This is a genomic window from Streptomyces sp. NBC_00212, assembly GCF_045206365.1.
Classification (GTDB): Bacteria; Actinomycetota; Actinomycetes; order Streptomycetales; family Streptomycetaceae; genus Streptomyces.
Window position 1 is genome coordinate 6,805,173 of record NZ_CP108115.1, and the last position, 12,729, is coordinate 6,817,901.

General features: G+C 71.6%; 8 protein-coding genes. 5 read left to right on the forward strand and 3 right to left on the reverse strand.

The window, feature by feature from the left end; genetic code table 11:
- Window positions 1-3 precede the first annotated feature (3 nt).
- Both fsxC and fxsT read left to right on the forward strand, forming a co-directional pair.
- Complete coding sequence (gene fsxC / locus OHA17_RS31025; RefSeq protein WP_406509268.1) at window positions 4-1,344, forward strand: FxsC protein; 1,341 nt, start codon at window positions 4-6, stop codon at window positions 1,342-1,344.
- Window positions 1,328-5,248 (forward strand): FxSxx-COOH system tetratricopeptide repeat protein, encoded by a 3,921-nt coding sequence (gene fxsT, locus OHA17_RS31030; protein ID WP_406509269.1) that lies wholly within the window; start codon window positions 1,328-1,330, stop codon window positions 5,246-5,248. Before fsxC ends, fxsT begins: the two co-directional genes overlap by 17 nt.
- 19 nt (window positions 5,249-5,267) lie before the next feature.
- On the opposite strand, the gene OHA17_RS31035 is transcribed toward fxsT, so the two are convergent.
- Complete coding sequence (locus tag OHA17_RS31035) at window positions 5,268-6,134, reverse strand: alpha/beta fold hydrolase (RefSeq protein WP_398879673.1); 867 nt, start codon at window positions 6,132-6,134, stop codon at window positions 5,268-5,270.
- Between the two features lie 156 nt (window positions 6,135-6,290).
- Between OHA17_RS31035 and OHA17_RS31040 the strand changes: the two genes are divergently transcribed.
- A complete protein-coding gene (locus OHA17_RS31040; RefSeq protein ID WP_406510859.1) occupies window positions 6,291-7,151 on the forward strand; it encodes an SPFH domain-containing protein in 861 nt (286 codons plus the stop codon).
- 221 nt (window positions 7,152-7,372) lie between these two features.
- A complete protein-coding gene (adhE, locus tag OHA17_RS31045) occupies window positions 7,373-9,994 on the forward strand; it encodes a bifunctional acetaldehyde-CoA/alcohol dehydrogenase (protein ID WP_406509270.1) in 2,622 nt (873 codons plus the stop codon).
- Window positions 9,995-10,036: 42 nt separating this feature from the next.
- Here the strand turns inward: adhE and OHA17_RS31050 are convergent, their stop codons facing one another.
- Window positions 10,037-10,690, reverse strand: coding sequence for an acetate uptake transporter (locus OHA17_RS31050; protein ID WP_406509271.1), 654 nt, complete (start codon window positions 10,688-10,690; stop codon window positions 10,037-10,039).
- The gene (locus OHA17_RS31055) at window positions 10,687-11,703 is read right to left on the reverse strand and encodes a DUF3533 domain-containing protein (protein ID WP_406509272.1); all 1,017 of its coding nucleotides are present in this window, start codon (window positions 11,701-11,703) and stop codon (window positions 10,687-10,689) included. The genes OHA17_RS31050 and OHA17_RS31055 overlap by 4 nt, the downstream gene beginning before the upstream one ends.
- A gap of 177 nt (window positions 11,704-11,880) precedes the next feature.
- On the opposite strand from OHA17_RS31055, the gene OHA17_RS31060 reads away from it, so the two are divergent.
- Window positions 11,881-12,669 carry a VOC family protein gene (locus OHA17_RS31060; RefSeq protein ID WP_406509273.1) on the forward strand — a complete coding sequence of 263 codons (789 nt, stop codon included), beginning with the start codon at window positions 11,881-11,883 and terminating at the stop codon, window positions 12,667-12,669.
- Window positions 12,670-12,729 lie beyond the last annotated feature (60 nt).

Here is a 12,729-nt window from a genome sequence, read left to right on the forward strand (position 1 = left end):
CCGATGACCGGGAAGGACGGTGAGGGTCCCGTGCCCGACGGGCCGTACTTCTTTCTCAGTTACGCCCCCGCCGGGGGGCGCGGCGGGGGCGGACCCGACCCCGACATGTGGGTGGGACGGCTCTTCGAGGACCTCTGCCAGGACGTGGCGGAGCTGACCGCGCTGCCCGCCGGCACACCCCCCGGCTTCATGGACCGCGGGCCGCGCCCCGGCGCCGGCTGGTCCGAACAGCTCGGCCGCAGCCTCGCCTCCTGCCGGGTGTTCGTGCCGCTCTTCTCGCCCCGCTACTTCGCGAGCGAGTGGTGCGGCAAGGAGTGGTACGCCTTCGCGCAGCGCGCCATCCGCCAACGGGCCGCCACCAACCGGCCCGCCGACGCCATCGTGCCCGCGCTGTGGATACCCGTACCGCCTCGCCAACTACCGCTGCCCGCCGAGCAGTTGAGGTTCGATCACCGCGACCTGGGGGAGCGGTACGCCATCGACGGGCTCTACGGTCTCATCAAACTCCGGCTGTTCGCCGAGGAGTACCGGCGGGCGGTGCACTGCCTCGCCCAGCACATCGTCGCGGCGGCCCTCGCCGGCCGCGTCGGCCCCGGCCGCCCCCTCGACCGCCGCACGCTCCCCAGCGCCTTCGGCACCGCCGCGGGGCCCCGCCCGCTGCGGGTCACCGTCGCCGCCCCCACCCGCGACGAGCTCCCCGAGGGGCGCGACGGCGTCTACTACGGGGAGAGCCCGCTCGACTGGAACCCCTACCACCCGGACACGCGGCGGCCGTTGGCGCTGGTCGCCGAGGACATCGCGGGCTCGCTCAACTACCGTCCCACCGTGGCCTGCTTCGACGAGGAGAGCCCGCCGGGCGAGGAGAACGGGCCCCCGAGCCGGCCCGAGATCCTGCTCGTCGACCGCTGGGCGCTCCGGGACGAGAAGCGGCGCGCCCGGCTCGCGGCCCTCGACGCCGCGAACCGGCCCTGGGTCGGCGTGGTGGTCCCGTGGAACCGGGACGACCCGCAGAGCCGGGCCGCGGCCGACGAGCTCACCGCCCGCACGGCGGCTACGCTGCCCAACAGAGCGAACCACGGGCGGCCCGCCTGCCGGGCCGCGGCCCAGGGCGTGGAGTCCATCGACGCCTTCGAGGAACTGCTGCCGCACGTGGTCGAGGCGGCCGCCCAGCAGTACCTGAGACACGCCCCGGCCCACCCCCCGGCCGGCCCCGCACCCCGCCGGCGGCCGCGCCTGATCGGCCCGATGGACAACGGCCCCGAGGCCGGGCACCGCACCGTACAACCGCACGACGCGCTCGATGGGGCACCCGATGTGGAGGACACGGATGACAGCCAGCCGTGACGGACATGTCGTCACGTTCTACTCGTACAAGGGCGGCACAGGGCGCACCATGGCGCTCGCCAACACCGCCCTGATCCTCGCCGCGAACGGCAAGCGGGTGCTCGCGGTGGACTGGGACCTGGAGGCACCGGGCCTGCACCGCTTCTTCCACCCCTTCCTCGACCCGGCCACGCTCGGCGCCACCACCGGCGTCATCGACCTGGTCACCGACTACGCCTGGGCCGCCACCAACCCCGAACACCGCGACGGGGACTGGCACTTGGCGTACGCCCGCATCCAGCCGCACGCGGTGTCGCTGGTGCCGGACCACCTGGGCTGGCAGTTCCCCGACGGCGGCACCCTCGACTTCGTGTCGGCGGGCCGGCAGAACCGCGAGTACTCCGCGACGGTGTCCACCTTCGACTGGGACAACCTCTACGGCCGGCTCGGCGGCGGCACCTTCTTCGACGCCCTCCAGGCCGACATGAAGGCCAACTACGACTACGTCCTGATCGACAGCCGCACCGGGCTCAGCGACGTCGCCGACATCTGCACCGTCCACCTGCCCGACGTCCTCGTCGACTGCTTCACCCTCAGCGACCAGTCCATCGACGGCGCCGCGGCCGTCGCCCGCCAGATCGCCGAGGGCTACGGCGCCCGCAGCATCCGCGTGCTGCCCGTCCCCATGCGCATCGACGAGGGCGAGAAGGAGAAGGCGGACGCCGGACGGGCCCTGGCCCGGCTCAAGTTCGACGGCTTCCCCGCCGGGCTCGCGGGCGACCGGCTCGCCGCGTACTGGGGCTCGGTGGAGATCCCGTACCGCCCCTACTACGCGTACGAGGAGTCGCTCGCGACCTTCGGCGACGAGGCCGGGCTCTCCAACTCGCTGCTCTCCGCCTTCGAACGGCTCACCGCGGTCATCACCGACGGCGAGGTCACCTCCATGCCGGGCGTGGGCGACGAGGCCCGGCTGCGGATCAAGGAGGCCTTCACCCGCCGCCGCCCCGCACAGGCCGTCGACGTCCACCTGTCGTACGCGGCCGAGAACCGGATGTGGGCCGACTGGATCGAGGCGGTCCTGAGCCGGGCCGGGTTCCGGGTCCATCCGCGCGACGTCTCCGACCCGGCGCCCGAACGCACCGAGCCCACCGACAACGGGCGGACCGTGGTGGTGCTCTCGGCCGCCTACCTCAAGTCGGCCCGGGCGATGGGTATTTGGCAGGCCGCGGCCTCCGCCGACCCCACCGGGCTCCGCCGCACGATGCTCTCGCTGCGCGTCGACGACGTACGCCTGCCGGGCGCCTACCTGGACCGCAACCCCGTGGACCTGTTCCGGCTCGACCAGGCGCACGCCACCGAGGCCCTGCTGCGCGCCCTGGACCGGCCGGGCCAGAGCGGCGGGCAGAGCGGCGGCCCGAGGTTCCCCGGCACCGTGCCGCGGATCTGGAACGCGCCGCCGCGCAACCCCGAGTTCACCGGCCGCTCCCAGGCCCTGGAGCGGATGCGCGACCAGCTCGGCAGCGGCCTCGCGGTCGTCCTGCCGCAGCCGCAGACCCTGTACGGACTCGGCGGCGTCGGCAAGACACAGGTCGCGCTCGAATACGCGCACCGGTTCATGGCCGACTACGACCTGGTCTGGTGGATCAACTGCGCCCGCGCCGGCGACGTGGCCGCGGGCCTCGCCGAACTCGGCGGGCGCCTCGGCGGGCAGGGCGGCGACGACATCGGGGTGGCCTCGCGCGAGGCCATCGACCTGCTGCGGCGCGGGGTGCCCACCGAACGCTGGCTGCTGGTCTTCGACAACGCGGACGACCCCGAGGCGCTCAAACGATTCATCCCCCAGGGCGGCCCCGGCCACGTCCTGGTGACCTCGCGCAACCAGGACTGGTCGCAGTACGGCGACGCGCTGCCCGTCGACGTGTTCCGGCGCGAGGAGTCCGTCGAGCACCTCCGGCGGCGGGCGCCCGGCCTGTCCGTCGACGAGGCGGACCGGGTCGCGGCCGCGCTCGGCGACCTGCCGCTGGCCGTCGAGCAGGCGGCCGCCTGGATCGCGGAGACCGCGACCCCCGTCGCCGACTACCTCGACCAGCTCGCCGAGCAGACGGCCGGCGTGCTCTCGCTCAACCAGCCGGTCGGCTACCCCGAACCGGTCGGCGCCACCTGGAACGTCTCCATCGAACTCCTCAAGGACCGTTCCCCGGCCGCGGTCCGGCTCCTCCAGCTCTGCGCCTTCTTCGCACCCGAGCCGATCTGGGCCGGCCTCCTCTACAGCAAGGAGATGATCGACGCGCTCACCCCGTACGACCCCTCCCTCCAGGAGAAGCTGGTGCTCGGCCGGGTCATCCGGGACATCGGCCGGTTCGCGCTCGCCAAGGTCGACCCGGTCGAAGGCTCCATCCAGGTACACCGGCTCGTCCAGGCCGTGGTCCGCTCGCAGCTGACCGAGGCGGAGCGCCACGAGGCGCAGCACACCGTCCACCGGATCCTGGCCGGCGCCCGCCCCGGCGGCGACGAGCCGATCGACAACCCGGAGACCTGGCCGCAGTTCGCCGGCATCTGGCCGCACCTCGGCCCCTCCGAGGCCCGCCGGTGCACCGAGCCCGAACCCCGCAGGCTCCTGATCGACCGGATGCGTTACCTGTGGAAGCGCGGGGAGTTCACCGCGGCCTCCGCGCTCGGCGAAGAGCTGCGCGAACAGTGGCGGGAAGAGCTCGGCTGCAACGACATCCAGTACCTCTACCTGCGCTTCCACATCTCCAACGTCTGCCGCTCGCAAGGGCGTTACACGGAAGCGCTGGAACTGGACGAGGAGACCCTGGAGCGCCAGCGCGCCACGCTCGGGCCCACGCACCCGCACACGTACATGACCACCAGCGCCCTGGCCATGGACCTCGGCGCGCTCGGCCGGTACGAGCGGGCGATCGACCTGGCGACCGAGGCGTACGACGGCTTCCGCACGATCTTCGACGACTCGCACCCGAGAACGCTGGCCGCGGCCAACAACCTGGCCCTCACCCGGCGCATGACCGGCCGGTACGCGGGGGCCCGGGAGCTCGACCAGGACGTGTACGACCGGCGCACCGAAGTCCTGGGCCCGGAGCACCCCTACACGCTCTCCTCCGCGATGTGCCTGGCGCGCGACCTGCGGGAGATCGGCCGGTACGAGGACTCGGTGACGCTCCTCTCGCGTACGTACGCGATCTCCAAGCAGCGCCTCGGGCGCTCCTTCCCCGGCACCCTCGCGGCCGCCAAGAGCCTGTCGGTGGCGCTGCGCAGGACCGGCCGCTTCGAGGACGCCCGGCGCCTCACCCAGGCGGCCCGCTCCCGCTACCGGGCCAAGTACACCTCGGTGAACCCGGACTCGCTGGCCTGCGAACTCAACCTGGCCGCCGACCAGTTCGCGGCGGGCGAGCGCGCGGCGGCCCGCGACACCGCGCGGGAGGTGGTCGAGGAGTACAGCAAGAACCCGGGCCCCGGCCATCCCTACACCCTGGCCGCGCTCAACAACCTGGGCATCTACCAGTGGGGCTGCGGGGAGCTGCCGGCCGCCCGGGCGGTCCTTGAGGGCGCGATCGCGACGATGCGCGAGGTGCTCGGCGCCGAGCACCCGCACACCCTGTTCGCGGCCGTCAACCTCGCCAATGTGAAGGCGGACCTCGGCGAGCTGCACGACGCCCTGGAGATCGAGCGGGCGGCGGTCGCCGGGCTTGGCAAGACGCTGGGCCGCCACCACCCCGAGCGGCTCGCGTGCTCGGCGAACCTGGCGCTGACCCTGGACGCCCTGGGGCGCCGCGAGGAGGCCCAGCGGCTGCGCTCGGAGGCGCTCCTGGAACTCGCCCGGCTGCTCGGCGAGGACCACGTCGTCGTGCGGTCGGTGCGCGAACTGCGCCGCGTGCACCGGGACTTGGAGCCACTCGCGGTGTGAGGGCGAGGGCGGGGGGAGCTCACTCCTCGATGAGCCAGCGCAGCACTCGGGGCAGCGCGTGCAGGGCGTCGAAGTGCGCGGCGGCCGGTTCCAGGACGGCCGTCACGCCCGGGATGCGCTCGGCGAGCCAGTGGTAGTGGCCGACGGGCGAGAACACGTCCTGCTCGCCGTGCCACAGCAGGACGTCACCGGGGATCGTCGCCGGGTCGAACCCCCACGGGTTGCAGAACGCGAGCGCGTCGTCGATCCAGCCGTACGCCGAAGTCCTCAGCGCCTCCTGGTAGTTGCGCAGCAGCATCGAGCGGACCCCGGCGTCCCTGACCACCATGCGGTCGGCGTGGGTGAGCTCTTTGCGCAGGTCGTCGAGGAGCTGCACCGGGTTCTCGCGGATGCGCGCCGAGCGCGCGATGAAGTGCGCGGCCATCTCGTCCGGGTCGGCGACGCCCGTCGTGTAGGCGAGGACGTTGGAGGCGGCCATGCCCTCGAACCAGTCGAGCCCCTCGGCGTCCGGCGGCGCGAGGGTGACCAGGGCGGCGGCCCGGGTGACCCGCTCGGGCAGCAGCGCGGCACAGGCAAGCGCGTGCGGGGCTCCCCCGGAGCGGCCGACGACCGCGAAGCGTTCGAACCCGTAACGGTCCGCCATCGCCTCGACGTCCCGCGCCGCGTCGGCGACCCGGCGCCCCTTGAGCCGGTCGGAGCCGCCGTAGCCGGGCCGGTCGTAGGCGATGACCTGCATGCGGCGGTGGTAGAGCACCATGCTGCGGGGCGCGGGGCCGAGCCTGCTGCCGGGTGTGCCGTGCAGCAGGAACACCGGGCTCCCCAGCGGGTCCCCGAACCGTTCCACCGTGAGAATCCGCCCGTCGGCCGTGCGCACCCGGTCCCGCACCGTGGCCCCCTCACCCGGTCAGGGCTCTGACCGCCGCCTCGTCACCCGTGCGGCCGCAGCCTACTCGCGCGGCGGGGGCCCGACGGGGTCTCCCCTTGGGAGAGCGGCGGAGTTACCGTCGAGGTACACGTCCGATTCGGACCCTTGGGGGCCGTGATGGTCGAGGAGCTGGTGGCGGCGGGCATCGCCGTGGGTTCCGCCGGTGTCGTCTATGCGATGGCGGCGGCGCGGGTCGTCAAACAGTACGAGCGAGGAGTGGTCTTCCGGCTCGGCAAGCTGACGGATTCGGTGCGCGGGCCGGGCTTCACGATGATCCTTCCGTTCGTCGACCGGCTGCGGAAAGTGAACATGCAGATCGTGACGATGCCGGTGCCCGCACAGGACGGCATCACGCGGGACAACGTCACGGTCCGGGTGGACGCGGTGATCTACTTCAAGGTGATCGACCCGGCGGACGCGGTCATCCAGGTCGAGGACTACCAGTTCGCGGTCTCGCAGATGGCGCAGACCTCGCTGCGCTCGATCATCGGCAAGAGCGACCTCGACGACCTCCTGTCCAACCGGGAGAAGCTCAACCAGGGCCTGGAGCTGATGATCGACAGCCCGGCCATCGGCTGGGGCGTGCAGATCGACCGGGTCGAGATCAAGGACGTGTCGCTGCCGGAGACGATGAAGCGCTCGATGGCCCGCCAGGCGGAGGCCGACCGTGAGCGGCGGGCCCGGGTCATCAACGCGGACGCCGAGCTCCAGGCCTCGAAGAAGCTGGCCGAGGCGGCGGGCGTGATGTCGGAGCAGCCGGCCGCCCTCCAGCTGAGGCTGTTGCAGACCGTGGTGGCGGTGGCCGCCGAGAAGAACTCGACGCTGGTGCTTCCGTTCCCGGTGGAACTCCTGAGGTTCCTGGAACGCGCCGCCCCCTTGCCGACGGAGCCGACGGCACCGGCCACGCCGGAAGTGCCCCCGGCGCAGGCGCATTCGGAGATCGGTGACGTAGGAAATGACACCCAGAAAAACTTGTGAAAGTTTTCACAAGCGCGCATGGGTCTAAAGTCCTCACCCACATGCCCAGCTCAAGGGCATGTTTTGCATGACACCCGATCACTTGAAGGGACATTCGGCCCCCAGGAACAGGGCTTTGTCGGGCCCGCGAGCGCGGTGCGCAGGTGTCGAATTGAGACATCGGAAAAGGCATCGCAAACGCTCGCAATGCTCGTAGCGCTCGACAAGAAGGAGTTCCTGCCATGGAGGCCAAGAACGCCGAGAACGTCACGACCGCCGAGGTCATGGTCGACGGACTGGTGCGGGGGGCCCTTTCGGCGCTCGGCCGGTTCGAGACGTTCACCCAGGAGCAGGTCGACCACATCGTCAAGAAGGCCTCCCTGGCCGCGCTGAGCGAGCACGGCGAACTGGCCCGGCTCGCCGTCGAGGAGACCGGCCGCGGCCTCTTCGAGGACAAGGCCGTCAAGAACCTCTTCGCCTGCGAGCACGTCGTCAACTCGATGCGCGGCCTGAAGACCGCCGGCGTCATCGGCCGCGACGAGCTGAACGGGATCACTGAGATCGCCGAACCGGTGGGCGTCATCTGCGCGATGACCCCGGTCACCAACCCCACCTCGACCACCATCTTCAAGGCGCTGATCGCGCTGAAGACCCGCAACCCGATCGTCTTCGCCTTCCACCCCTCCGCGCAGAACTGCTCGGCCGCGGCCGCCCGCGTGGTGCGGGACGCGGCGATCGAGGCCGGGGCGCCCGAGGGCTGTGTGCAGTGGATCGCCGAGCCGTCGATGGAGGCCACCGGGCTCCTGATGAACCACGAGGGCGTCTCCACCATCCTCGCCACCGGCGGAAACGCCATGGTCAAGGCCGCCTACTCGTGCGGCAAGCCCGCCCTCGGCGTCGGCGCGGGCAACGTTCCGGCGTACGTCACCAGGAGCGGCAAGCTCGGCCGGGCCGTGCACGACATCGTCCTGTCGAAGTCCTTCGACCACGGCATGATCTGCGCCTCCGAGCAGGCCGTCATCCTCGACAAGGAGGTGTACGAGCGGGGCCTGGCGGAGTTCGAGCGGCTCGGCGCGTACGTCCTGAGCGCGGCCGAGAAGACCAAGCTGGAGGAATTCGTCTTCGACACCACGGCGTTCGCCGCCAACTGTGCGGGCGCCAAGCTGAACGCCTCGGTCGTCGGCAGGTCGCCGCAGTGGATCGCCGAACAGGCCGGCTTCGAGGTGCCCGCGACCACCTCGATCCTGCTCGCCGAGTGCGCGGAGGTCGGCGAGGGCGAGCCGCTCACCCGCGAGAAGCTGTCCCCGGTCCTGGCCGCCCTCAAGGCCGACTCCACCGAGCACGGCCTCCAACTCTCGGCGCAGATGGTCGAGTTCCACGGCCTGGGCCACAGCGCCGCCATCCACACCGAGGACGACGAGCTCGCCGAGGAGTTCGGCCGGCGGGTCAAGGCGATCCGCGTGATCGTGAACGCGCCGTCCACCTTCGGCGGCATCGGCGACGTCTACAACGCCTTCCTGCCCTCCCTCACCCTCGGCTGCGGCAGCTACGGACACAACTCGGTGTCCAACAACGTCTCCGCGGTCAACCTGGTCAACATCAAGCGGATCGGACGGCGCAACAACAACATGCAATGGTTCAAGGTCCCGCCGAAGATCTACTTCGAGCGCAACTCCATCCGCTACCTCGGCGAGATGGACGGCCTGGAGCGGGTCACCATCGTCACCGACAAGACGATGGGCAGGCTCGGCTTCGTCCAGAAGGTCAGCGACATCCTCCAGGCCCGCCCCGGCCCGGTCGTCCTCCAGGTCATCGACAACGTCGAGCCCAACCCGGAACTGGCGACGGTCCGGACGGGCGCCGCGATGATGCGCGACTTCCGGCCCGACACGATCGTCGCGCTCGGCGGCGGCTCGGCCATGGACGCGGCCAAGATCATGTGGCTGATGTACGAGCACCCGGAGATCGAATTCGCGGACACGAAGGAGAAGTTCTTCGACATCCGCAAGCGCGCCTACAAGTTCCCGGCGCTCGGCGAGAAGGCCCAGCTGGTCGCCATCCCGACCACGTCGGGAACGGGCAGCGAGGTCACCCCGTTCGCGGTCATCTCCGACCCGAAGGCCGCCCAGAAGTACCCGCTGGCCGACTACGCGCTGACCCCGAACGTCGCGATCGTCGACCCGGTGCTCCCGATGGGCCTGCCCGCCACCGTCACCGCCGACTCCGGCTTCGACGCCCTGACCCACGCCACCGAGGCGTACGTCTCGGTCTACTCCAACGACTACACCGACGGCCTCTGCCTCCAGGCCATCAAGCTGATCTTCGAGAACCTGGAGCGCTGCGTCGTCGACGGTGCGGGCGACCCCGAGGCCCGCGAGAAGATGCACAACGCCTCGACCGTGGCGGGCATGGCCTTCGCCAACGCCTTCCTGGGCCTGGTGCACGCCATGGCGCACACGCTCGGCAACACCTTCCACGTCGCCCACGGCCGCACCAACGCGCTGCTCCTGCCGCACGTCATCCGGCACAACGGCCAGGTCTCGGGCAAGGCCACCCCGTGGCCGAAGGCCGAGGTCTACCGGGCCCCGGAGCGCTTCCAGGAGATCGCGAAGATGCTGGGCCTGCCGGCCGCGACCCCCGAGGAGGGCGTCGAGTCCTACGCCCGCGCCGTCGAGGAACTGCGCGCCAAGTGCGGCATTCCCGCCTCCTTCCAGGAGGAGGGCGTGGACGAGACCGCCTTCATCGAGGCCCTGCCGGTCCAGGCGATGAACGCCTACGCCGACCAGTGCGCCCCGGCCAACCCGCGGATGCCGATGATCGACGACATGAAGGAGCTCATGACCCGGGCGTACTACGGAAAGTAGGCCTCTCGAAAGCGGGGCCGTCCCACCCGGGGCGGCCCCGCCTCACGTCTCCGGATGGTCGGGCGGCGAGAGGAAGCGGCCCATCGGCAGGACCGGGCGGCCCCACGTCGAGGCGAGGATCTGGCCCGCGAGGAGGTAGGTCGCCCCGAGCGCCGCGCACAGACCGGCCCACCCGGTGATCCGGGTCCAGATCACCTCGCCCGTGAAGCCGATGCAGACGAGCCCGACGAACACGACCAGTACGCAGGTGAAGGTCGAGAGCAGCGCCAGATGGATGCGCCAGCTGCCCAGCCACAGGACGAACACCACGAACACCCAGGGCAGCGTGAAGAGCCCCATCGCGTCGCCGCGCAGCGGCGGATCCAGGCCCGGCAGCACCCACTGGAGCATCAGCGCCTTCGACATCCAGAACACCCCGAAGCCGCCGAAGACCGTGGCGTGCCAGGTGTCGCCGCGCTGGGCCTGGAAGAGCCCGGCGAGCAGCTGGGCCAGGCCCCCGATGAAGAACCCGACCAGCGGGAGCACGGATGCCGAGAGCTTCTCGGGGAAGATCCCCGCGTCGATGCCGGTGGCGATGACGGTGACCACGATGAACCCGGTCAGGCCGAGCGGACCGAGCTGGGCCTGCGCGCTCGGCTCCATCCGCCGTACGGAGAAGGCCTGTTCGGCAGGACCGGAGCGGCGCGGGACGCTCATGCGCCCACCGGCTTCTCATCGCGGTCCCGGTTGAGACGGGCAAGGACCACGGTGATGACGGCGCCGAGCAGCGCCCAGATCGAGAGCACCTGGAGCGGGCCGCTGATCGACTCGCCCTTGAAGTAGGCGATGGAGCGGGCCGCCCAGGTGCCCGCGCCCGGCGGCAGCCAGGGCCCGATCGCCCGCCAGAACGGCGGGAGCAGCGGATACGGATAGGCGCCGCCCGCGCTCGGATTGCCGAGGACGACGACGACCAGGATCGCCAGGCCGATGCCGACGACCCCGGCGAGCCCCTGGAAGGCGAGTGTCGTCGCGCCCACCGCGAACACGACGAGGGCGCCGAGCCCGGCGAGCCCGATGTAGCTGCCCGGCAGCGCGCCGAGCACCGGCCCGATGATGAGCGAGCCGAGCAGTCCCGCGGCGATCGCGTACACCGCGAGCACCGCGAGCCGGATCAGCGCCCGGTGGGTGTTGGCGGGCCGGGCACCCGCGCTGATCGCCAGGATCGCGGAGCACAGATAGCCGCCGACGCACCAGCCGACGACGAGGTAGAACGAGGACAGGGTGCGGGAGTCGCCCGCGGCGGCGGGCGCGACGTCGACCACCTGCACGGTGCGCTGCTGCGCCTTCTCGGCCGCCGTCGCGATCGCCTCCACGGCCTGCGCGAGCGAGGCACCGCCGCCGCTCGCCACGAGCAGCCTGTCGGTGGTGCCCCGCGGGTCGACGACCAGGACCCCGTCGACACCGCGGTCGCGCAACTGCCGGGTGGCGTCGGCCTCGTCCTTGGCCGTCCGTACGTCCAGCGGGCCGCCGGGCAGCGCGCCCAGCCGCTGCGCGAGCTGCCCGCTGACCTGCGCGGGCGCGACCAGGGCGAAGGGGATGTCCTTCGGCTTCGGGCTGTGGAAGGCGCCGGCATAGGACGCGATGAAGGCGACCGTCAGGCCCAGTACGCCGATGACCAGCAGGGCGGCCCGCACGGTGACGGCGCTCTTCACCTCGTCGACGAAAGTCATGCCCCCACGCTCTGCCGCACTACGCGTTCACGCAGTCGGTGCGGGGCCGAATGGCTTAGAACCCGTGCCTGACCTGAGGCGTCCGGCTGTCGGGGGGAGGGGCCCGCTGCCACGCTGGAGGAAGGTTCCCGGGACCGTCGTTCCGGGGCGGACGACGCACGCGACAGGAGCACCTCAATGCTGACCTCCACACAGGTACCGGGCGGGCTGAACTGGCTCGACCTGGGAACCCCCGACATCGACGCGGCCGTCGCCTTCTACACCGGCCTGTTCGGCTGGCAGTTCCAGTCCGCGGGGCCGGAGGCCGGGGGCTACGGCTTCTTCCAGAAGGACGGCAAGACCGTGGGCGCGGCCGGCCCGCTGACCGAGGACGGCGCGAGCTCGGCCTGGACGGTGTACTTCCGCACCGTGGACGCCGACGCCACCGCCAAGTCCGTCGAGCAGGCGGGCGGCTCCGTCCGCGTCCCGCCGTCGCAGGTCTTCACGGCCGGCCGGATGGCCGCCTTCACCGACCCGGCGGGCGCCGACTTCGCCGTGTGGGAACCCGGCGACACCGACGGCCTGGAGCGCGTCAACGGCCCCGGCAGCGTCAGCTGGATCGAGCTGTACACCACCGACGCCGCGGCCGCGAAGGCGTTCTACGGCAGCGTCCTGTCGTGGGAGACCCGGGACATGCCCATGGGCGGCGGCATCGTCTACTCCATCGCCGGGCCGGCGGGCGGCGGCGAGCAGACCATGCACGGCGGCCTCATGGAGCTGCCGCAGGAGAACCGGGACGCCGGCTCGGCCTCCGAATGGCACCCGTACTTCGAGGTCGAGGACTGCGACGCCACGGTGGCGAGCGCCCAGGGGCTCGGCGCGACCGTCATCATCGCGGCCACCGACGGCGAGGGCGTGGGGCGGTTCGCGATGCTGCTCGACCCGTTCGGCGCCCCGTTCGCGGTGATCACGAGCGCCACGGCCTGACGTTCCCGGAATGCCTGCCGGATCCGCCCGGCAGGCATTCGAACATATGTGTCGCACGCA